Genomic DNA, 21,641 nt, shown 5'->3' with positions numbered 1-21,641 from the left:
TGAATGGCATCTTTTGTTTAAGGAAATAGGACTTTTCCTGTATAATAGTAGTATGTTTATAAAGATGGAGTTAGAAGATGATAGTAGGTATTGATCTAGGAACGACGAATTCATTGGTAGGTGTTTATCAAGATGGTCAAGTAAAACTGATTCCAAATGCTTTTGGAGAATATTTAACGCCATCAGTTGTGGCTTTGGACGATAATGACCAAATCATTGTAGGAAAAATTGCAAAGGAACGCTTGGTGACACATCCAGATAAAACCGTAGCCCAATTCAAACGATTTATGGGGACTAAACATGAATTAGTTCTAGGGGATAGAACTTATAAAGCAGAGGAGCTGAGCTCTTTTGTCATTCGAAAATTAGTGGATGATGCAGAGACTTTTCTTGGTGAAAAGGTTGACGAGGTTATCATCAGTGTACCAGCATATTTTAATGATGCGCAACGCTATGCAACAAAACTAGCAGGACAATTTGCAGGAGTAAAAATTGAACGTATCATCAACGAACCTTCCGCAGCTGCTCTTGCAAAAAAATCGATGAGCAATCAAGAAGACCAGTCATTTGTAGTCGTCGATTTTGGTGGTGGAACACTGGATATCTCAGTCGTAGAGTTGTTTGACAATGTTGTCGAGATTGTGTCTATCGCAGGGGATAATCGCTTGGGAGGAGAAGATTTTACTGCAGCAATTGCGGAGGAGTTCTTGGTTTCAAATCAGTTAAGTAAGGATACGATTTCTCGTGAATTTTACAGTAAAATATTGGTCCAAGCTGAAAAGGCAAAGCTGAATCTAAATACCAATGAAGAAGTGCAAATGCTAGTAACGGATCAGGACAAGGAATTCTCTTTAGACATAACTTATCAGCGTTTTTATGAGCTGTGCCAACCATTATTAGCTCGCCTTAAGTCAGTACTAGATAGAGCACTGATGGATGCGCGCTATAGTTATGTATCCTCTGATAACTTTGTTCTTGTCGGTGGGACTTCAAAACTTCGATTGGTACAAGATTTCTTGTCTTACTGTATTGACCAAGCAGTACAGGTACCTGATGATCCTGATAAGATGATTGCTAAAGGTTGTGCTCTTTTAGCGGGAATAAAGGAGCGTCAGGGAGAGGTTCGCGATTTGTTGTTATCGGATATTTGTCCTTTCACACTTGGAACTGCAGTTGTTGGTGATCGTTTTTCTCCGATTATCGAGCGTAATTCTCCTCTACCTGCTTCACGAACGGAACAGTATTACACCGCAGAATTAGGACAAAGCCAAGTGAAGGTAGAAGTCTACCAAGGAGAAATGATGAAGGCTTCCCAAAACTTATTCCTCGGGGAGTTGGAAGTGCCAGTTCCTGTTAATAAACGGGCTCATGAAGGCTTTACTATTCGATTCACCTATGACCTAAATGGAATTTTGGATGTAGAAGTAACCATTGATTCAACAAAGAAAGTATTTAATCATGTTATTCTCCAAGAGAGTATCACCTTGACTGAAGATGAAATCAAGAAAAAACAAGCAGAGTTAACTCGTTATAAGATTAATGCTCAAGAAACAGAGGTTTACCGTTTCTTGCTTGAAAAGGCCAATCGTGTATACAGCATGCTCTTAGGGAGAAGAAGAGATGAGTTGATGGCAGAGACTCGACGTTTTGAAGAAGAAGTTAGACAAGCATCTATGTATCATTTACCAAAACTTTATCAATCATTTTCTAACTATCTAGAGTTTCTAGAGCGTGGCTTATGAGAGGGGATTCTATGAACAAATGGGAAATCTTAGGGATTGAGCCAACTCATGATGTTAAGACTATTCGAAAACGATATTCTGAGTTAGTGAAACTTTACCATCCTGAGGACCAACCAGAAATCTATCAACAAATTGTAGAAGCCTACCAGTCGGCTTTAAGAGAAGCACGGTCTAATAGTACGAGACCAGAAACTGTTGGAAGTGAAGCTAGCTCCTCTCAGCATTTCAGTAATCAAGAAGAGAAAATAGTTGCTTCTCCGCTTAATTTTGAAACTTTAAGTGAAGAGTCAACTGCTCACGAGTCGAATGCTTCTAGTCATGTCTTAGATTTTAGTGATTATCTAGAGTCAGAGTATCTGATTAGAAACGCGATTGAAAGTATTGTAGGAAATCCTGACTATACCATAGAAGAACAAGAACATCTTTGGAGACAATTTTTTAATCAGTATCGATATGATATGAGTGTTGTTCAGTCTGTTTTAGAAGAAATGGATGTTTATATTTTTAACAAACCTGAGCAATTCTCTATCATCATTCCCTTGCTGGAAGACTATATTCCTGACTTTAAGTACTGGGGATATTACTATAAACTGAAGCATTGGAAGGTTAAAAGAGCTACTGCCTACAAAAATGGAGAGTCTCTTGAGGATGCGAAAAAAGAAACTGCGAAATTGTATGCTTCTTATCGTTTATGCCAAGCCCTTCTAGAGGACTCCCAAAAAGCCAATCAAATTGGAGTTTGGATAACTTTTTTCAAACAATCTTTTTCTCCTGGTACGGTCCTTTTTCTCTTGAATAGCAGTAAACAAATGATTACTAGCATTCCAGTTTTGGCTTATATTTTGGAGAAGATTAAACCAGAGGTGGGAGAAGAAGACCAAAAAGCCTATGACGAGCTTGTGGCTTACTTTGAAGAATTAAAAGCAGATTCAGAAGAACCATTCGATATCCATTCTTATAATTTGCTAAATTCTTCAGAGGTTGAGGAAGCTCTATATCTCTTAGCCTATAGTACATATCAAGACGATGCTAGACTTGTAAAGGATTGGTCCTATCTCCTTGAGAACGTTCAGGATGAATCTCTCTTGCTTCAATTATTGGAGGACATCGATGTTTATCCATTTACAAATGACAAGGTTCTTGATATTGTTTTCCACTTTGTAGAAAAACATATCAAGGATGAAGAAAATCCTTATCTGAAGAAATTCGGTTTCTGGAAGGATACTCATTCTTATCCTTGGGTTGTTGAAAAGTTTTCATTAGATAAAAAAGAAAATTTTGATTACTGGTATCATCAAGGCTATCTCTATATTGATAAGATTACGAAGAATGATGAAGATATCAATGATTGGGAGAAGTGGAGAACTTACTTTAAAAGTAAACCGCGCATTCTTGCGATTTTGCTTCAACAAATCTATAAGGAGTATTATCGTTTTAAAGACGGAGAATTGTTGCTTTATGTTTTAGGTCCTTTTTCCACATCTAAAATGGTTCCCATGATGATGACGGAGGAGACAGACCAGAAACTAGAAGAGATGACCAGCTATGCTTATCAACTCTGTCATCCGAATTCTAAAATATCTTATTTGGTTTGGAAAAAAAGACAGGTCTTTAAAAATAAGTTTCTTCAGTTTGTGTTTGGTCTATTTACGATTTTTAGTTTAATATTCAGTGTTTTAGAGCAATATGCTATGAATTCCTGGGTTCATGCCGGTATGGTATCACTATTCTACGTTTATATGCTAAAATTGAGGCAAACACTGATTGAAGAAGGTGTAGCTGCTAGAGGATTAAAACAAAAATTCTACTACAATCTCAAACCATGGATTCTATTAATATTGTTAATGATCTTTATCTTACCAACCTTACCGTTAGGTCTCATTGGGGCTCTTATTTTCATTACTTTTTTCTGTTCTATTGATGGATTCAAGATAAGTGAAGGGTTTAAGTGGGATTATTCTTTAGACAAGTTAGTTCCGCTGGGACTGTTTCTATCTTCAGGTTTTCTAGTTGCTCTGGCAAACCGAAGCGAAATGATTTCATATGTTGCGATGTGTTACATCTTTATTGTTATGATAGTGGTTGGTGTCTTATACTTTACAAGATATAAAGTAGGGTTACCACCTTCATTGAAGGGAATTTTCTTTCCAATTTTAATGGGTATTATATTTTTTCAATTATTACCTCTTACTCACAGTCGCTTAAGTCTTTTTAATCCAGTTGTTCTAAGAGATGAAACTCTGAGCTTAACGTTCATACTCTTATTAAATGGAATCGTATTGGCTTATTTTACAAAAGAACAGCGTTTAGCAATTGGTGTTAAAAAGACCTTTATGATTTATGGATTGCAAATTTTTATTTTCCTAAGACGTTTATTTAGAATCCTATTCGCACCTATACAAGATTTTAGTAAAGTCTTTTTTGAAAAAGACTTACTAATTATGAATAGTGAGTTTGCTTTCTACTTCCTAGAAGGACTCTTTATTCTTATCTTACTTTTACTTGTGCGGAATATTCGTAAGGAAAATCGAGAGGTTCTTGAATTGCGTTAAAGCATTGAGTAGGGGGTTACAGTTTAAGTTCCTAGTAAATTTTACTAATTCAGGGTATAATGGAACTATCGAAATGAAAGAGGATATAATATGGCTTCAAAAATGTTACATACCTGCTTACGCGTAGAAAATCTTGAAAAATCAATTGCATTTTATCAAGATGCTTTTGGATTTAAGGAATTGCGCCGTAAGGACTTTCCAGATTATGCTTTCACCATTGTTTATTTAGGCCTTGATGGTGATGATTATGAATTGGAATTGACTTATAACTATGACCACGGGCCTTATGTTGTGGGTGACGGCTTTGCACACATTGCCCTAAGTACGCCTGACCTTGAAGCTCTGCATAAAGAGCATAGTGAAAAAGGTTATGAAGTAACAGAACCTAAAGGACTGCCAGGAACTCAGCCAAACTATTACTTTATCAAAGATCCAGATGGATATAAGGTAGAAGTGATTCGTGAAAAATAATAAAAACTCCTCATTTGTCAAATTGAGTTAGACTATTTCACCTGACTCAGAAAAACTTGATACGGAGTAGTGTAGGTCATTTATGTTAGTTTCTTTCAGACAAATGTGAGCGTTTATCTGGGACTAACATAGATGGCTTTTTCTATCTAGCTTAATGTGACAAATTGGGATATAATAAAAATAATTAAACAAATTAGTGGGAGAAAAAAATGTCAGACCAAAATCCAAATGTAGAACTAAACAAAGAAGAAGATAAACTAATTGTAGAGAATAATTCAGTTGAAAATACGGAGAATGGTCCAAAAGCAGTCAAGAAACCTTCGGCTCTTCTATCTTTCTCATTTTATTTGGCACTTACCTATATTCTTATATTTATACATTTTGCTTTAGCTGCTGGTAAATGGGGAATTGTATTCTTGATTTTTCTAGGTCCTAATTTAATTCCTTACGCTATAGCAACTGTCTTAACACAGATAGGAATCAAGAAAGTAAATAGAAATTTTTTGTATGCGAGTGCAGGTTTTTATTTGCTTTCCGGACTTTTAGCATTCAACACGGATTGGCTGACTTTTGGGATTTTTCCTTTTCTCTCCCTAGTTCTAGTTTTAATCGGGATATTTTTAACGAAAGATACAAGTAACTAAATTAAAAAAGCTAGGCGCAACTCTTCTTCGAACTTATTTCATATCATAAAACCATAGCCTTTAAGGCTGTGGTTTTTTAGTTTAATGATTAGAAAGAAATTGTGTTTCTATTTTTTAAAATGGTATAATAGAAAAAGAAAAAGGGAGGTGAGAAAGAATGATTGCCCAACTGGATACGAAAACTGTCTATAGTTTCATGGAGAGTATGATTTCAATCAAGAGATATGTCAGCCTAGGGAAGGAATATGGCTATTCATCACTTGGAATCATGGATGAAGATAATCTCTATGGAGCCTATTATTTTATCAAAGAATGCCAAAAACAGGGGATTCAGCCTTTATTAGGTCTTGAAATGACTGTTCATCATAAAGATGAATGGCTCAATCTACGTTTGCTAGCCCTGTCAAATCGTGGTTATCAAAATCTTATGAAGCTTTCGACTTTAAAGATGACGGGTAAAAAAGAGTGGACTGATTTTTCTTCTTACCTAGAGGATATTTGCGTTATTGTTCCCTATTATTCTGGAATTGCCGACTTAGATTTGGGACATGACTACTATATCGGAGTGTATCCGGATACACCTCAATCGAATTTTTCTCACCCCATTCTCCCTCTTTATCGTGTTAACTCTTTTGAGTCTGAGGATTTAGAAGCTCTACAGATGCTTAAAGCGATTAAAGAGAACGTGACCTTGCGAGAGATTGATGTTCAATCTCAACAGGGCTTGTTGTTACCAGCTGAGCGTCTAGAACAGGTTTTTCTAGAGAAGTTCCCAATCGCACTGGATAATCTTGCAAGATTGGTCAAAGATACTTCCTATGAGATTGATAGTAGTCTCAAGCTTCCACGTTTCAATCCAGAGAGACCTGCTGTTGAAGAACTCCGAGAACGAGCCATTCAGGGTCTGAAGCAGAAAGGGTTATGGAATCAAGATTATCAGGCTCGTTTAGAAGATGAGTTATCAGTGATTCATGAAATGGGATTCGATGACTATTTCTTGGTTGTCTGGGATCTCTTACGTTTCGGTCGTTCTCAAGGGTATTACATGGGAATGGGACGTGGTTCTGCAGTTGGAAGTTTAGTAGCCTACGCTCTAGATATTACGGGGATTGATCCTGTAGCAAAAAATCTTATCTTTGAACGATTCTTGAATCGTGAACGCTATACCATGCCTGATATCGATATTGATATTCCTGATATCTATCGTCCAGAGTTTATTCGCTATGTTCGTGACCGCTATGGTAGTATCCATGCTGCGCAGATTGTTACTTACTCGACCTTTGGTGCCAAACAGGCTATCCGAGATGTTTTTAAACGGTATGGTGTTCCCGAGTATGAGTTGACATCCATAACAAAAAAAATTGGTTTCAAAGATACCTTAACGACAGCCTATGAAGGCAATCTAGGATTTAGACAACTGATTCAAAGTAAGATTGAGTATCAAAAAGCTTTTGAAATTGCCAAAAAGATTGAAGGCTATCCTCGACAAACTTCCATCCACGCAGCTGGTATCGTGATTAGTGATAAAAATCTAACAGATTATATCCCTCTCAAGTACGGTGAGGATATGCTGATTACCCAGTATGATGCTCATGGAGTTGAAGGAAATGGCTTGCTCAAGATGGATTTCTTGGGTCTTCGAAACCTAACCTTCGCTCAAAAAATGCAAGAGCTCTTATATGAAACTCAAGGAATTCCATTAAGAATTGAGGATATAGACCTTGAGGATAAAGAAACTTTAGCCCTGTTTGCAGCTGGGAAGACCAAGGGAATCTTTCAGTTTGAACAACCTGGAGCTATTCGCTTGTTGAAGCGCGTGAAACCAGAAAGCTTTGAAGATGTAGTGGCAACCACTTCCCTCAACAGACCAGGAGCGAGTGACTATATTGATAACTTTGTAGCCAGAAAACATGGCAAAGAAAAAGTTACGGTTCTGGATCCTGTGCTAGAAGATATCTTAGCTCCAACCTATGGCATCATGCTTTACCAAGAACAGGTCATGCAAGTAGCTCAACGCTATGCTGGTTTTAGTCTTGGAAAAGCCGATATCTTGCGTCGTGCTATGGGAAAAAAGAATGCTGCTGAGATGCACCGAATGGAGGAGAGTTTTATCCAAGGTGCACTTGAAAATGGCCATAGCAAAGAACAGGCTCAAGAAGTTTTTGCTGTCATGGAAAAATTTGCTGGATACGGTTTTAACCGTTCCCACGCCTACGCTTATGCAGCTTTAGCCTTTCAACTTGCCTACTTTAAAACACATTACCCAGCGATCTTTTATCAGGTCATGCTCAACTATGCGAGTGGAGATTATATTCTCGATGCGCTTGAAATGGGCTTTAAACTGACTCCGTTTTCGATTAATACGGTTCCATATCAGGATAAATTGACGGATAAGACGGTGTATTTAGGGCTTAAAAGTATTAAGGGAATGTCTCGTGATTTTGCTTATTGGATTATAGAGAATCGTCCTTTTAGTAGTGTAGAAGATTTTATCACACGACTCCCCAAAAATTATCAGAAGCTTAGCCTCCTGACTCCCTTAGTAGAAGTTGGTCTCTTTGATGGATTTGATAAAAATCGTCAGAAGATTTTAGCGAATCTACCAACTTTGTTTATCTTTGTGGATGAGTTAGGTAGTCTCTTTGCAGATTCTAGCTATAGCTGGACAGACACAGAAGACTTCTCGAATATCGAGAAATTCAAAAAGGAGCAAGAATGGTTAGGAGTGGGTATCAGTCAACACCCATTGCTGATTTTAGCAAAGAACCCATTATATCCAATTGTTAGTTTGTCTGAACTGTCCGAAGGTCAGACAGCAACTGTGCTCGTAGAGATTCAATCTATCCGTGTAATCCGAACAAAAAAAGGTGAAAACATGGCCTTTTTGAAAGTTAGTGATAGTAAGACAAATTTGGAAGTCACTGTTTTTTCTGACCAGTATCGCCAATTTAAAAACATCCTACATGAAGGGAAATTCTACTATCTAAATGGAAAAGTACAGTCCAGAGATGGTCGCCTGCAATTAGTGTTAAATACTCTAAAAGAAGCAGTAAGTGAACGTTTTTGGATTCAGGTGGCTGATCATGACTACGATTCTGAGATTTATCATATTTTAGAGCAACATAAGGGCCAAATTCCTGTTGTCATTCGCTATGAGGATGAACAAAAAAATGTTCTTTTACCAGGTTATTTTGTAGCAAAAGACGCAAGTCTACAAGAATCTTTGAGACAAATAACTATGAAAACGATTTATCGTTAAAAATCAATGAAAATAAAAGAATTTTAACTTTAATTGTGGTATAATCAGTTAGAATGTAAAAAGAAAAAGGAGCAAAACCAAATGAAACGTATTGCTGTTTTGACTAGTGGTGGAGACGCCCCTGGTATGAATGCTGCTATCCGTGCAGTTGTTCGTCAAGCAATCTCGGAAGGAATGGAAGTATTTGGTATCTATGATGGATATGCTGGTATGGTTGCTGGTGAGATTTATCCACTTGATACTGCTTCTGTAGGAGACATCATTTCACGTGGTGGTACTTTCCTTCACTCTGCTCGTTATCCTGAGTTTGCACAACTTGAAGGTCAACTTAAAGGAATTGAGCAGTTGAAAAAACACGGTATCGAAGGTGTCGTAGTTATTGGTGGTGATGGTTCTTATCATGGAGCTATGCGCTTGACTGAGCATGGATTCCCTGCTATTGGACTTCCAGGTACAATTGATAACGATATTGTGGGAACTGATTTCACTATCGGATTTGACACTGCAGTAACAACTGCAATGGATGCCATCGATAAGATTCGTGATACATCTTCAAGTCACCGTCGTACTTTCGTCGTTGAAGTTATGGGACGTAATGCCGGGGATATCGCTCTTTGGGCTGGTATCGCAACTGGAGCTGATGAAATCATCATCCCTGAAGAAGGTTTCAAAATGGAAGACATCGTAGCAAGCATCAAGGCGGGTTACGAACATGGTAAAAAACACAATATCATCGTCTTAGCTGAAGGTGTTATGTCAGCAGCTGAATTCGGTCAAAAGCTGAAAGAAGCGGGAGATACAAGTGATCTTCGTGTAACAGAACTCGGTCATATCCAACGTGGTGGATCACCAACTGCTCGTGACCGTGTATTAGCGTCACGTATGGGAGCACACGCTGTTAAACTTCTTAAACAAGGAATCGGTGGTGTTGCTGTTGGTATTCGTAATGAAAAGATGGTTGAAAATCCAATTCTGGGAACAGCAGAAGAGGGGGCTTTATTTAGCCTAACAGCCGATGGTAAGATTGTTGTAAACAACCCTCACAAGGCTGACTTAGAACTAGCCAAATTGAATAAGAGCTTGTCCTAATTTACTTTCATTAACTTAGTTAATCAGACCAAAAAGGTCTAAAAAATAAAGGAGTTTCATAATCATGAATAAACGTGTAAAAATCGTTGCAACTTTAGGTCCTGCGGTAGAAATCCGTGGTGGTAAAAAATTTGGTGATGACGGATATTGGGGTGAAAAGCTTGATGTTGAAGCATCAGCAAAAAACATTGCTAAATTGATTGAAGCAGGAGCTAACGCTTTCCGTTTCAACTTCTCACACGGTGACCACCAAGAACAAGGTGAACGTATGGCAACTGTAAAACTTGCTGAAAAACTTGCAGGTAAAAAAGTTGGTTTCCTTCTTGATACAAAGGGACCAGAAATCCGTACTGAATTGTTTGAAGGTGAAGCTAAAGAATACTCATACAAGACTGGTGAAACAATCCGTGTTGCAACAAAACAAGGTATCAAATCAACTCGTGACGTGATTGCTTTGAACGTAGCTGGTGCACTTGATATTTTTGATGATGTTGAAGTTGGTCACCAAGTGTTGGTTGATGATGGTAAACTTGGTCTTCGAGTTGTAGAAAAAGATGCTGCTAAACGTGAATTTGTTGTTAAAGTTGAAAATGATGGTATCATTGCTAAACAAAAAGGTGTTAACATTCCTAACACTAAGATTCCTTTCCCAGCACTTGCTGATCGCGACAATGCTGATATTCGTTTCGGTCTTGAACAAGGTATCAACTTTATCGCAATCTCATTCGTACGTACTGCAAAAGACGTAAACGAAGTTCGTGCAATCTGTGAAGAAACTGGTAATGGTCACGTTCAATTGTTTGCAAAAATCGAAAACCAACAAGGTATCGAAAACTTGGATGAAATCATTGAAGCTGCTGACGGTATCATGATTGCTCGTGGTGATATGGGTATTGAAGTACCATTTGAAATGGTTCCAGTTTACCAAAAAATGATTATCACTAAAGTGAATGCTGCTGGTAAAGTTGTTATCACTGCAACTAACATGCTTGAAACAATGACTGAAAAACCACGTGCAACTCGTTCAGAAGTATCAGACGTATTTAACGCTGTTATTGACGGAACTGATGCTACAATGCTTTCAGGTGAATCTGCAAATGGTAAATACCCACTTGAATCAGTTGCAACAATGGCTACAATCGACAAGAATGCTCAAACTCTTCTTAACGAGTATGGTCGTTTGAACTCAGATTCATTTGAACGTAATTCTAAGACAGAAGTTATGGCGTCAGCAGTTAAAGATGCAGCAAGCTCAATGGATATCAAATTGATTGTGACTCTTACTAAGACTGGTCATACAGCTCGTTTGATTTCTAAATATCGTCCTAACGCTGATATCTTGGCATTGACATTTGACGAATTGACAGAACGTGGATTGATGTTGAACTGGGGTGTTATCCCAATGTTGACAGAAGCTCCATCATCAACTGATGACATGTTTGAAATTGCTGAACGTAAAGCAGTTGAAGCAGGTCTTGTACAATCTGGTGACGATATCGTTATCGTAGCAGGTGTGCCACTTGGTGAAGCAGTTCGTACAAACACTATGCGTATCCGTACAGTACGTTAATCAAAAAATAAAAACCTATCACTTCAAGCGTTCGAGCTTGGGTGATAGGCTTTTTTGTTGTAGAATATAAAAGAATTAAAAAAAGCTTTCTGGGAAACCAGAAAGCATGAGAGGCATCTCCATGTGAGAAACCGGTTCACACAATTTCTCAAGGTCCGCTCCTGCGTTAATGACCTCCTTTGCGCAATTGTAGCTCTCGCTACATATCGACTCATCGCAGACTTTATTGTACTATAGAGGCAATAGTTTGTCAAGAAAAAAATAGTTCCTAAAAAGGAACTGACGAATGATGCTAATTGCCGGGATCGAACCGGCGACCTCATCCTTACCATGGATGCGCTCTGCCTACTGAGCTAAATCAGCTTACTTTGAAAGTATACTATAGTTTTAGCCTTTTGTCAATAAGCGAATGGGCACCGGAGCAACTAGAAAAAACCCAAGTACTCAACTTAGGCTTGTGAAGATTAGATTATTGTAATTGCTCTCTCTTTTTATCTGGGTCCCAAACAAAGCTTGCTACGAAGGTAAAGAGGATTGTCAGGATTCCGACAATAATTGCCAAAAGCAGTGCAGGGATACGGATGAACCACCAGAGTGGATTTGGTTTTTTATTATTGTGCCATTGTTTTGTTTCCTCATCCAGGCGTTGAAATTCAGATTGGATGCGGTCTGCAACCATCTCAATTCCCTCATCATTCATCTTTTTAATATCTGAGATATCAATCGGATTTCCGAAGTTCATATCAATACGTTCACGGCTGACAAGCCCTTTTAGAGTCATAGGACCAGTATAGGTAACAGGCATGATACGAACCTTAGCCATCTTTGCGATGAGGGCTACACCACCCTTAACATCATTGGAATGACGACTACCACTCGGGAACATAATCAGTGAGCGATTGCTCTTTTTAAGAACATTAATTGGATATTTGATAGCAGAAGAACCTGGGTTATCACGGTCGATAGGGAAAGCACCACACATGCGAATCCACCAACCAAAGATGCGATTTGAAAAGAGTTCTTTTTTTGCCATAAAGACAAATTGCTTTGGTTTTGTTGCAAAAGCCATATAGACTGGATCCCACCAGGTACGGTGTGGCGCAACAAGGATATAGTTTTCATCTAAACTTGGAATTTTTTCAGTATTGTGAAAGTGAGCGTTTCCATTAATTGACCATAGAATCAACATAACCAGCCCACGCAGATAAGTGTAAAACATGATGTCTCCTTCGGTTTTCTTTCTTTTATTATACCTTATCGTTGTAGGACAGGCAAATTTTTTTATATAGGTGAAAAAGCTCTTCATATGAGATTAGAATTATTCAAAAAAAAATGATATGATAGAGATTATGGATAAAAATAAAATTATGGGCTTAAGCCAATTAGAAGTTAAAGAACGTCAGAAACAGGGGCAGATTAATGATTTCAAAGCATCAGCTAGTACCAGTACTTGGCAGATTGTAAAGCGAAATGTCTTTACCCTATTCAATGCCTTAAACTTTGCGATAGCTCTTGCACTAGCCTTTGTTCAGGCATGGAGCAACCTAGTTTTCTTTGCGGTTATCTGTTTTAATGCTTTTTCAGGAATTGTAACTGAGCTACGTGCCAAACATATGGTTGATAAACTCAATCTCTTGAATAAAGAAAAGATTACCACTATCCGTGATGGACAAGAGATTGCTTTGGATCCGGAAAAACTTGTTTTAGATGATGTGATTCGCTTATCAGCGGGAGATCAGATTCCAAGTGATGCAGTTGTCTTAGAAGGTTTTGCAGAAGTCAATGAAGCCATGTTAACAGGTGAGAGTGACTTGGTGCAAAAAGAAGTAGAAGACTTAATGTTGTCGGGTAGCTTTCTTGCAAGTGGTTCTGTCCTCGCCCAGGTACATCATGTTGGGGCGGATAACTATGCAGCCAAGCTCATGCTTGAAGCTAAGACGGTGAAGCCGATCAACTCACGTATCATGAAATCGCTAGACCAACTAGCTGGCTTTACTGGGAAAATCATCATTCCATTTGGAATTGCTCTCTTGCTTGAAGCATTGCTCTTAAAAGGTTTGCCACTGAAGTCTTCTGTAGTTAATTCATCTACAGCCCTTTTGGGGATGTTGCCTAAGGGAATTGCGCTCTTGACTATCACCTCTCTCTTAACCGCTGTTATCAAGCTCGGTTTGAAGAAGGTTTTGGTACAGGAAATGTACTCAGTTGAGACCTTAGCGCGTGTCGATATGCTCTGTTTGGATAAGACAGGGACCATCACCCAAGGAAAGATGCAGGTTGAGACTGTCCTTCCTCTGACTCAAGCTTACGACAAAGATGCTATTGCCAAAATACTAACCAGCTATATGGCACACAGTGAGGATAAAAATCCAACTGCCCAAGCTATTCGAAAGCGTTTTGCGGGAGAGATGGCTTATCCGATGATTTCTAGCCTTCCATTTTCAAGCGATCGAAAATGGGGAGCAATGGAGTTGGAAGGTCTTGGAACTGTTTTTCTAGGCGCACCGGAGATGTTGTTGGATGCTGAAGTTCCTGAGGCTAGGGAAGCTCTTGAACGAGGATCTCGTGTCTTGGTGTTAGCGCTCAGTCAAGAAAAACTTGGCCATCACAAGCCACAAAAACCATCTGATATTCAAGCCTTGGCTTTGCTTGAGATTCTAGATCCGATTCGAGAAGGGGCAGCTGAAACTCTAGACTATCTTCGATCTCAGGAAGTGGGGCTGAAAATTATCTCTGGTGATAATCCAGTTACCGTTTCAAGTATTGCTCAAAAAGCTGGTTTTGCAGACTATCAGAGCTATGTAGATTGTTCGAAAATTACTGATGAAGAGTTGGTTGCCATGGCTGAGGAGACAGCAATTTTCGGACGTGTCTCGCCTCATCAAAAGAAACTGATCATCCAAACTCTGAAAAAAGCAGGACATACGACTGCTATGACAGGGGATGGTGTCAATGATATCCTAGCTCTCCGTGAGGCAGACTGTTCCATCGTTATGGCTGAAGGAGATCCAGCGACTCGTCAGATTGCAAATCTGGTTCTCTTGAATTCAGATTTCAATGATGTTCCTGAGATTCTTTTTGAAGGACGTCGTGTGGTCAATAACATTGCCCACATTGCTCCAATTTTCTTGATTAAGACCATCTATTCATTCTTATTGGCAGTTATCTGTATTGCAAGTGCATTATTGGGCCGTACTGAATGGATTCTGATTTTCCCATTCATTCCGATTCAGATTACCATGATTGACCAGTTTGTGGAAGGATTCCCACCGTTTGTATTAACTTTTGAACGAAATATCAAACCTGTGGAACAAAACTTCCTCAAAAAATCCATGCTACGTGCACTTCCAAGTGCCTTGATGGTAGTCTTTAGTGTTCTCTTTGTTAAAATTTTTGGAACCAGTCAAGGTTGGACAGCCATTGAAATTTCGACACTTTTGTATTATCTACTGGCATCGATTGGTTTCATGTCTGTAGTTAGAGCTTGCTTGCCATTTAGCTTGTGGCGTGTGCTATTGATTATTTGGTCAGTTGGAGGTTTCCTTGGAACAGCTCTATTTCCAAGAATCCAAAAATTACTTGAAATTTCAACGCTGACAGGACAAACATTACCTGTCTATGGCATCATGATGGCCATCTTTGCTGTCATTTTCATCCTGACAAGTCGTTATCAATCTAGAAAATAGAGAAAGACTGCAATCCATGATTGCGGTCTTTTTAGGTGCAGGATTGCTAGATAAAATATGGTATAATAAAGGGAAATAGAGTTTTTGAAAGTGAGAGAAGATGATTTCAAAGAGATTAGAAACAGTAGCTTCTTTTGTTCCCCAAGGAGCTGTTTTGCTGGACGTCGGTAGCGACCATGCTTATTTACCTATTGAATTAGTTGAAAAAGGTCATATTGAAGCTGCCATCGCGGGTGAAGTTGTAGAGGGGCCCTATCAATCTGCAGTTAAAAATGTTGAAAGTCATGGCTTGACTGAGAAAATTCAGGTCCGTTTAGCTAATGGTTTGGCAGCTTTCGAAGAAAGTGATCAGGTTTCTGTTATCACTATTGCAGGAATGGGAGGTCACTTGATTGCTACTATATTAGAAGAGGGTTTGGACAAACTAGCCAATGTTGAGCGATTGATTCTTCAACCAAATAACCGAGAAGATGAGTTACGCAACTGGCTACAAGAGCACGGTTTTCAAATTATGGCAGAAAGCATCCTAGAAGAAGCTGGGAAATTTTACGAGATCATAGTTGCAGAAGCTGGTGAAATGAATCTATCAGGAACTGATGTCCGCTTTGGTCCTTTTTTATCTAAAGAACTTAGCCCAGTCTTCAGCCAAAAATGGCAAAGAGAAGCAAGTAAGCTAGGATTTGCCCTTAGTCAAATTCCAGAAAAAAATCAAGAAGAACGTCAGGTTCTGGCAGATAAAATTAAAGCCATTAAGGAGGTGCTCCATGAAAGCAAGTGAAGTGATTAAGCGTTATGAAACTTACTGTCCACAAGAATTTTCTATGGAAGGCGATAGTCGTGGTCTGCAAATTGGAACCTTAGATAAGGAAATCCAAAAGGTCATGGTTGCCCTTGATATCCGTGAAGAAACGGTGGCAGAAGCCATCGAAAAGGGTGTTGATCTGATTATTGTCAAGCACGCGCCAATCTTTCGTCCGATAAAGGACTTGGTAGCTAGTCGCCCTCAAAATCAGATTTATATTGATCTTATTAAGCATGATATTGCAGTCTACGTTAGCCATACTAATATTGATATTGTTGAAAACGGCCTTAATGACTGGTTCTGCCAACTATTGGATATTAAGGATACAACTTTTCTACAGGAAACAGGTCCTGAACGTGGCATCGGGCGTATTGGCAATATTAAACCTCAAACGTTTGAAGAATTTGCAGATCATGTTAAGGACGTCTTCCATCTAGATAGCCTTCGAATGGTGTATTATAAAGAGACTGAATTGCAAAAGACAATCTCAAGAGTGGCTATTTGTGGCGGCAGTGGGCAGTCTTTCTACTCTGATGCTTTGGCAAAAGGAGCAGATGTTTACATTACTGGTGACATCTATTACCACACTGCCCAAGAGATGTTGTCAGACGGCTTGTTGGTTCTGGACCCCGGACACTATATTGAAGTTCTGTTTGTTGAAAAAATTGCAGCGTTCCTGAACGAATGGAAGGAAGAAAATGATTGGCCTCTAGAGGTTATCGCAAGTCAGGCGTCCACCAATCCATTCCATCATATCTAGTTAGAAGGTAAAGACAATGAAAAAAGTTGCCATTGTAGGTGCAGGAATTGTAGGGGCCACAGCTGCCTACTATCTTTCTAAGGAAGCTGATATCGAAGTAACTGTTTTTGATAATGGAAACGGCCAAGCAACCAAGGCAGCAGCAGGGATTATTAGCCCTTGGTTCTCTAAACGACGTAATAAAGCTTGGTACAAGATGGCTCGCCTAGGAGCAGACTTTTATGTAGATTTATTAACTGACTTAGAAAAATCGGGTCAAAAAATCGATTTTTACCAGCGTTCTGGTGTTTTTCTTCTTAAAAAAGATGACTCCAAACTAGAGGAACTCTATGACTTAGCCTTGCAACGTAGAGATGAATCTCCCTTAATAGGAGAATTAGCTATTCTGGACCAAAGGTCTGCAAGTGAGTTATTCCCTGGTTTAAAGGGATTTGAAAGATTGCTCTATGCTTCCGGAGGAGCTCGAGTAGACGGACAATTTTTAGTTAGTCGCTTACTGGAAGCCAGTCAGGTCAAGGTTGTAAAGAAAGAGGTCAGTCTAACTCCTCTAGCACCGGGTTACCAGATAGACCATCAAATATTTGATCAAGTCATCTTGTCCACGGGAGCTTGGCTTGGTAACATTTTGGAACCTTTAGGCTATGCAGTTGATGTTCGTCCTCAAAAGGGGCAACTCCGAGATTACCAAGTGGAACAAGACATGGGAGCTTTTCCTGTAGTTATGCCGGAAGGTGAGTGGGATTTGATACCATTTTCAGGTGGTAAGTTATCTCTAGGTGCTACCCATGAAAATGATATGGGCTTTGACCTAGCAGTTGATGAGAATTTGCTACAACAAATGGCTGAGGTAGCGAGTTCATTTTATCCAAGTTTAAAAGAAGCACTGATTAGTGGGGAACGTGTGGGTATTCGGGCTTACACGAGTGACTTTTCTCCGTTTTTTGGTCAAGTTCCAGATTTATCCAATGTCTATGCAGCAAGTGGTCTAGGATCTTCAGGGTTAACGACTGGTCCTATTATCGGTTATCATCTAGCCCAAATGCTCCAGGGGAGAAGTGGAGTATTAGATCCGGCAGATTATCCGACTGAAAGATATATTAAAAAGAAACAATCGTAAATCTTTTACCTAGTTTTTACGATAGTATTAGGAAAGTAAATGACTTTCCCTATCAAAAATGGTAAAATGAAAAAAATAATCCAAGAATTGAGGAAATAAAATGCAAGAAAAAATTCTGGTAACAGGTGGAGCAGGGTTCATCGGAACTCATACGGTTATTGAATTGGTCCAAGCCGGACACCAAGTAGTTGTCGTCGATAATTTGGTCAATAGTAGTCGTAAAAGTCTTGAAGTAGTTGAAAGAATCACAGGCGTAGAAATTCCTTTCTACGAAGCAGATATCCGTGATACTGAAACTCTTCGTGATATTTTCAAACATGAAGAACCAACTGGTGTGATTCATTTTGCTGGTTTGAAAGCTGTTGGTGAATCTACACGTATCCCACTTGCTTACTATGATAACAATATTGCAGGTACTGTTAGCCTCTTGAAAGTTATGGAAGAGACTAACTGTAAAAACATCATCTTTAGCTCATCAGCAACTGTTTATGGAGATCCTCATACAGTTCCAATCTTAGAAGATTTCCCACTTTCAGTAACCAATCCTTATGGTCGTACAAAACTAATGTTGGAAGAAATCTTGACCGATATTTATAAAGCTGACTCAGAGTGGAACGTTGTTTTACTTCGTTATTTCAATCCAATTGGTGCCCATAAGAGTGGGGATTTGGGTGAGAATCCAAACGGTATTCCAAACAACCTTCTACCGTATGTTACACAAGTAGCTGTTGGAAAATTAAAAGAGGTGCAAGTTTTCGGAGATGATTATCCAACACCAGATGGTACAGGTGTGCGTGACTATATTCACGTGGTTGACCTTGCAAAAGGCCACGTAGCAGCTCTTAAGAAGATTCAAAAAGGTTCAGGACTTAATATTTATAACCTTGGAACAGGAAAAGGTTATTCTGTCCTAGAAATTATCCATAATATGGAAAAAGCAGTTGGACGTCCAATTCCTTATCGTATCGTTGACCGTCGCCCAGGGGATATCGCTGCCTGCTATTCAGATCCTGCAAAAGCCAAAAAAGAACTTGGCTGGGAAGCAGAACTTGACATCAATCAAATGTGTGAAGATGCATGGCGTTGGCAAAGCAAGCATCCAAATGGGTTTGATGATTAATCTGTTGTATTCACAAAAAAAGAGGAAGTACTTCCTCTTTTTTCTAGCTCTATATGAGATTGATAAGAAACAATCAATTAGAATTTATGTAATCGATAAACGACCTAAGAAAGCAGTTAAGGTGGTATTGAGATTTTTGAACAAATGATTGTAAAATTGTATAAAATTAGTCTAGCAAAAGACTATAATTTTCTAGAAAAATATGCTAAACTAGAGAGAGTGGAAAATAGAAAACTATCCTCCATTAAATCTTAAGATTCCTCGTTGATTAGAGCACGAGTAGGACAATTCTTAACAGCTTCTAAAATGTCGTCGCTACAAGGAGTTTCTCTCTCTAATTGCTTAGGATCATCGAAAAAACGAACGATACCATTATCATGGTAATCAAATAATTCTGAATAGGTTTGGCAGAGCCCACAGGCAATGCAACGTTCAGGTATTAGTCTAATCTTCATATTTATATTGTAATAAGAAAATAAAAAAAACTCAAGGAGTAAGGTATGGAAAAGGAACCGTGGCAAGAAGATATTTATGAAAACCAGGAAGAAGAAACAAGAACAGAACGTCGCCAACGCAATCAATATGATTCAGGGTTCTCAGCTAATCGTATTTTGACGATATTAGCGATTCTTTTCTTCACAATAATTATCGGAATGATAGTGATATTAATCTACTTGTCATCTGGTGGAAGCAATCGTACTTCTTCATTAAAAGATTTCTATGATTCCTCTGCGCCTAAGGTAGAAGAGGTTACAACTGTAACTGCTACTACTGCGGTAACAGAGCAAACTAAAACAGAGACAACGCAACAAGAGCATACAGAAACACATGCTAATGCTGAAGGAACCATTACAGTTCTTGCAGGAGAAGGTGAAGCTGCAATTGCAGCTCGAGCAGGGATTTCTATTGCTCAACTTGAAGCTCTAAACCCTGGTCATATGTCTACAGGAACTTGGTTTGCAAATCCTGGTGATGTCCTTAAGACAAGATAGGAGTAACGATGAAAACAATTCAGATTGCCATTGATGGACCAGCTTCCAGTGGTAAAAGTACAGTCGCTAAGATTATCGCTAAGGACTTTGGCTATACGTATTTGGATACAGGTGCTATGTATCGAGCTGCGACCTACATTGCTTTGAATAACCAAGTAAGCGCAGAGGAATCTTCTCAACTGCTTGAATTATTGGAACAATATCCAATTAGCTTTGGGCGTGCTGAAAATGGAGACCAGCTTGTTTTTGTTGGAGATGTTGACGTGACAGATCCAATACGAGAAAATGAAGTAACCAATGCTGTTTCTGCCTTTGCTGCTATTCCAGCTGTTCGTGAAAAATTGGTAGCTCTCCAGCAAGAAATCGCCCAACAAGGTGGTATTGTCATGGATGGTCGCGATATTGGTACAGTGGTCTTGCCTAAGGCTGAATTGAAGATTTTTCTAGTAGCATCTGTAGATGAGCGTGCAGAACGTCGTTACAAGGAAAATCTTTCAAAAGGAATCGAAACAGATTTGGAAACTTTGAAAGAAGAGATTGCTGCGCGTGATTATAAAGATAGTCATCGTGAAACTTCGCCTCTTAAACAGGCTGAGGATGCAATCTATTTGGATACAACTGGACTCTCTATTTTAGAAGTTGTTGAAAAAATTAAATCAGAAGCACAAGAACATTTATAAGAAACTAAAAAAACGATGAACCGGGTTTCGGTTGATCGTTTTTTTATCATGATTTGTAAAATAGTCTCTTTTAAGGTATAATAGTTGCTGTTAAAGAAAATTTGACAATCAAATAATTACAAATTTTTAAGGAGATAACATGAGTCAATTACCAAATTGTCCAAAATGTAATTCAGAATATGTGTATGAAGATGGTACACTTCTTGTTTGCCCAGAATGTGCTTACGAGTGGAATCCTGCTGAGCAAGCAGAAACTGAAGAAGGTGTTGTTGCCATCGATGCAAATGGAAATAAACTAGCTGATGGAGATACAGTTACCTTGATTAAGGACCTTAAGGTCAAAGGCGCTCCTAAAGACCTCAAACAAGGAACTCGTGTGAAAAATATTCGTATTGTAGAAGGTGACCACAACATCGACTGTAAGATTGATGGTTTTGGCGCTATGAAATTGAAATCAGAATTTGTGAAGAAGATTTAATCATGATTAAAAATGAAAAAGTAATATTTTATAGTCGTATCTTTTTATTTATAGCAGCCTTTACTGGTGTATACTTAGAGATTACCAAACGGGGTGGTTTAGGGATGCTGCTCTATTATACAGTCCTTTCTAACCTTTTGGTTGTACTCTTTACAGGTTATCTTTTGTTAAAGATGCGTAGTGGCGGTGATAGTTGGCAGAGTTCTGGTATTCTACGTCTCAAAGGTGGTGTCACTATGAGTATCATGATTACCTGTGTCATCTATCATTTCATGCTAGCTCCCTTGACGACAGATTTTTACCGTTTGGAAAATTTCCTTTGCCATTATATAGTCCCTCTTTGGTTTTTAGCAGATACAATTATTTTTGACAAGAGTCGCCAATATAAGTGGTTTGACCCTATGTTATGGACTAGTCTTCCCTTACTTTATATGGGATTTGCAATCCTGAATGGCTTGGTTCTAAAGATGAACATTCCAAATGCTAAGGACAATCCTTTCCCCTATTTCTTTTTAAATGCTAATAAATATGGTTGGGCTTTTGTCTTTAGATGGGCGTTTATCATCTTTATAGCCTATTTGGTCTCAGGATATGTATTTTATCTGATTAAAAGCATTAAAAAATCTAAGTCGTAAAAGTACCCCATCTGATATGATACCTCTTAAGTAGACATGGTAAA

18 protein-coding genes and 1 tRNA gene are annotated in these 21,641 nt (G+C 38.7%); 16 read left to right on the top strand and 3 right to left on the bottom strand.

Going from position 1 to position 21,641, the window contains the following annotated elements:
- Positions 1-77 precede the first annotated feature (77 nt).
- The 7 genes from HMPREF3237_RS01305 to pyk all read left to right on the top strand — a co-directional run bounded on the left by HMPREF3237_RS01305 (position 78) and on the right by pyk (position 11,327).
- A complete protein-coding gene (locus HMPREF3237_RS01305) occupies positions 78-1,742 on the top strand; it encodes a molecular chaperone HscC (RefSeq protein ID WP_070888587.1) in 1,665 nt (554 codons plus the stop codon).
- A gap of 11 nt (positions 1,743-1,753) precedes the next feature.
- A complete protein-coding gene (locus HMPREF3237_RS01300; protein WP_070888586.1) occupies positions 1,754-4,294 on the top strand; it encodes a J domain-containing protein in 2,541 nt (846 codons plus the stop codon).
- A 90-nt stretch (positions 4,295-4,384) separates the two neighbouring features.
- On the top strand, positions 4,385-4,765 hold the full coding sequence (locus HMPREF3237_RS01295) for a lactoylglutathione lyase (RefSeq protein WP_045615477.1): 381 nt from the start codon (positions 4,385-4,387) through the stop codon (positions 4,763-4,765).
- A 209-nt stretch (positions 4,766-4,974) separates the two neighbouring features.
- Positions 4,975-5,409, top strand: coding sequence for a hypothetical protein (locus HMPREF3237_RS01290; RefSeq protein WP_070888585.1), 435 nt, complete (start codon positions 4,975-4,977; stop codon positions 5,407-5,409).
- Positions 5,410-5,566: 157 nt separating this feature from the next.
- Positions 5,567-8,668: a DNA polymerase III subunit alpha gene (locus HMPREF3237_RS01285; protein ID WP_070888584.1), complete on the top strand. Its 3,102-nt coding sequence runs from the start codon at positions 5,567-5,569 to the stop codon at positions 8,666-8,668.
- Between the two features lie 81 nt (positions 8,669-8,749).
- The gene (pfkA, locus tag HMPREF3237_RS01280; RefSeq protein WP_070888583.1) at positions 8,750-9,757 is read left to right on the top strand and encodes a 6-phosphofructokinase; all 1,008 of its coding nucleotides are present in this window, start codon (positions 8,750-8,752) and stop codon (positions 9,755-9,757) included.
- Positions 9,758-9,821: 64 nt separating this feature from the next.
- Complete coding sequence (gene pyk / locus HMPREF3237_RS01275; RefSeq protein WP_070888582.1) at positions 9,822-11,327, top strand: pyruvate kinase; 1,506 nt, start codon at positions 9,822-9,824, stop codon at positions 11,325-11,327.
- A 290-nt stretch (positions 11,328-11,617) separates the two neighbouring features.
- Here pyk and HMPREF3237_RS01270 read toward each other — a convergent pair.
- Positions 11,618-11,690, bottom strand: a tRNA-Thr gene (locus HMPREF3237_RS01270).
- A 106-nt stretch (positions 11,691-11,796) separates the two neighbouring features.
- A complete protein-coding gene (locus HMPREF3237_RS01265) occupies positions 11,797-12,546 on the bottom strand; it encodes a lysophospholipid acyltransferase family protein (protein WP_070888581.1) in 750 nt (249 codons plus the stop codon).
- A 130-nt stretch (positions 12,547-12,676) separates the two neighbouring features.
- On the opposite strand from HMPREF3237_RS01265, the gene HMPREF3237_RS01260 reads away from it, so the two are divergent.
- From HMPREF3237_RS01260 to galE, 5 genes are all read left to right on the top strand, one after another.
- Positions 12,677-15,013 carry a cation-translocating P-type ATPase gene (locus HMPREF3237_RS01260; RefSeq protein WP_070888580.1) on the top strand — a complete coding sequence of 779 codons (2,337 nt, stop codon included), beginning with the start codon at positions 12,677-12,679 and terminating at the stop codon, positions 15,011-15,013.
- A 100-nt stretch (positions 15,014-15,113) separates the two neighbouring features.
- Positions 15,114-15,791, top strand: a complete 678-nt coding sequence (locus tag HMPREF3237_RS01255; protein WP_070888579.1) for a tRNA (adenine(22)-N(1))-methyltransferase — start codon at positions 15,114-15,116, stop codon at positions 15,789-15,791.
- Positions 15,778-16,575, top strand: a complete 798-nt coding sequence (locus HMPREF3237_RS01250; protein WP_070888578.1) for a Nif3-like dinuclear metal center hexameric protein — start codon at positions 15,778-15,780, stop codon at positions 16,573-16,575. The genes HMPREF3237_RS01255 and HMPREF3237_RS01250 overlap by 14 nt, the downstream gene beginning before the upstream one ends.
- 16 nt (positions 16,576-16,591) lie before the next feature.
- The gene (locus HMPREF3237_RS01245; RefSeq protein WP_070888577.1) at positions 16,592-17,692 is read left to right on the top strand and encodes an NAD(P)/FAD-dependent oxidoreductase; all 1,101 of its coding nucleotides are present in this window, start codon (positions 16,592-16,594) and stop codon (positions 17,690-17,692) included.
- A 100-nt stretch (positions 17,693-17,792) separates the two neighbouring features.
- Positions 17,793-18,812, top strand: a complete 1,020-nt coding sequence (galE, locus tag HMPREF3237_RS01240) for a UDP-glucose 4-epimerase GalE (RefSeq protein ID WP_070888576.1) — start codon at positions 17,793-17,795, stop codon at positions 18,810-18,812.
- 251 nt (positions 18,813-19,063) lie between these two features.
- On the opposite strand, the gene HMPREF3237_RS08725 is transcribed toward galE, so the two are convergent.
- A complete protein-coding gene (locus tag HMPREF3237_RS08725; RefSeq protein WP_180364189.1) occupies positions 19,064-19,267 on the bottom strand; it encodes a ferredoxin in 204 nt (67 codons plus the stop codon).
- Positions 19,268-19,312: 45 nt separating this feature from the next.
- On the opposite strand from HMPREF3237_RS08725, the gene HMPREF3237_RS01235 reads away from it, so the two are divergent.
- The 4 genes from HMPREF3237_RS01235 to HMPREF3237_RS01220 all read left to right on the top strand — a co-directional run bounded on the left by HMPREF3237_RS01235 (position 19,313) and on the right by HMPREF3237_RS01220 (position 21,597).
- On the top strand, positions 19,313-19,804 hold the full coding sequence (locus tag HMPREF3237_RS01235; RefSeq protein ID WP_006145853.1) for an SAG1386/EF1546 family surface-associated protein: 492 nt from the start codon (positions 19,313-19,315) through the stop codon (positions 19,802-19,804).
- Positions 19,805-19,812: 8 nt separating this feature from the next.
- On the top strand, positions 19,813-20,484 hold the full coding sequence (cmk, locus tag HMPREF3237_RS01230; protein WP_006145852.1) for a (d)CMP kinase: 672 nt from the start codon (positions 19,813-19,815) through the stop codon (positions 20,482-20,484).
- A gap of 139 nt (positions 20,485-20,623) precedes the next feature.
- A complete protein-coding gene (locus HMPREF3237_RS01225; RefSeq protein ID WP_070888575.1) occupies positions 20,624-20,962 on the top strand; it encodes a zinc ribbon domain-containing protein YjdM in 339 nt (112 codons plus the stop codon).
- 2 nt (positions 20,963-20,964) lie between these two features.
- Positions 20,965-21,597 carry a Pr6Pr family membrane protein gene (locus HMPREF3237_RS01220; RefSeq protein WP_070888574.1) on the top strand — a complete coding sequence of 211 codons (633 nt, stop codon included), beginning with the start codon at positions 20,965-20,967 and terminating at the stop codon, positions 21,595-21,597.
- Positions 21,598-21,641: the final 44 nt, after the last annotated feature.

It is taken from the genome of Streptococcus sp. HMSC34B10 (assembly GCF_001839505.1).
Lineage (GTDB): Bacteria > Bacillota > Bacilli > Lactobacillales > Streptococcaceae > Streptococcus > Streptococcus peroris.
The sequence above is the reverse complement of the archived record's forward strand: the minus strand, read 5'-3'. Positions and strand labels throughout refer to the sequence as shown.

Bases quoted from the DNA above. Each gene is read 5' to 3' on its own strand.
- HMPREF3237_RS01220 (WP_070888574.1), top strand. From the start codon at position 20,965: ATGATTAAAAATGAAAAAGTAATATTTTATAGTCGTATCTTTTTATTT.
- cmk (WP_006145852.1), top strand. From the start codon at position 19,813: ATGAAAACAATTCAGATTGCCATTGATGGACCAGCTTCCAGTGGTAAA.
- HMPREF3237_RS01300 (WP_070888586.1), top strand. From the start codon at position 1,754: ATGAACAAATGGGAAATCTTAGGGATTGAGCCAACTCATGATGTTAAG.
- HMPREF3237_RS01265 (WP_070888581.1), bottom strand. From the start codon at position 12,546: ATGTTTTACACTTATCTGCGTGGGCTGGTTATGTTGATTCTATGGTCA.
- HMPREF3237_RS08725 (WP_180364189.1), bottom strand. From the start codon at position 19,267: ATGAAGATTAGACTAATACCTGAACGTTGCATTGCCTGTGGGCTCTGC.
- HMPREF3237_RS01260 (WP_070888580.1), top strand. From the start codon at position 12,677: ATGGATAAAAATAAAATTATGGGCTTAAGCCAATTAGAAGTTAAAGAA.
- HMPREF3237_RS01250 (WP_070888578.1), top strand. From the start codon at position 15,778: ATGAAAGCAAGTGAAGTGATTAAGCGTTATGAAACTTACTGTCCACAA.
- HMPREF3237_RS01290 (WP_070888585.1), top strand. From the start codon at position 4,975: ATGTCAGACCAAAATCCAAATGTAGAACTAAACAAAGAAGAAGATAAA.
- pyk (WP_070888582.1), top strand. From the start codon at position 9,822: ATGAATAAACGTGTAAAAATCGTTGCAACTTTAGGTCCTGCGGTAGAA.
- HMPREF3237_RS01245 (WP_070888577.1), top strand. From the start codon at position 16,592: ATGAAAAAAGTTGCCATTGTAGGTGCAGGAATTGTAGGGGCCACAGCT.
- pfkA (WP_070888583.1), top strand. From the start codon at position 8,750: ATGAAACGTATTGCTGTTTTGACTAGTGGTGGAGACGCCCCTGGTATG.
- HMPREF3237_RS01225 (WP_070888575.1), top strand. From the start codon at position 20,624: ATGAGTCAATTACCAAATTGTCCAAAATGTAATTCAGAATATGTGTAT.
- HMPREF3237_RS01295 (WP_045615477.1), top strand. From the start codon at position 4,385: ATGGCTTCAAAAATGTTACATACCTGCTTACGCGTAGAAAATCTTGAA.
- HMPREF3237_RS01235 (WP_006145853.1), top strand. From the start codon at position 19,313: ATGGAAAAGGAACCGTGGCAAGAAGATATTTATGAAAACCAGGAAGAA.
- galE (WP_070888576.1), top strand. From the start codon at position 17,793: ATGCAAGAAAAAATTCTGGTAACAGGTGGAGCAGGGTTCATCGGAACT.
- HMPREF3237_RS01305 (WP_070888587.1), top strand. From the start codon at position 78: ATGATAGTAGGTATTGATCTAGGAACGACGAATTCATTGGTAGGTGTT.
- HMPREF3237_RS01255 (WP_070888579.1), top strand. From the start codon at position 15,114: ATGATTTCAAAGAGATTAGAAACAGTAGCTTCTTTTGTTCCCCAAGGA.
- HMPREF3237_RS01285 (WP_070888584.1), top strand. From the start codon at position 5,567: ATGATTGCCCAACTGGATACGAAAACTGTCTATAGTTTCATGGAGAGT.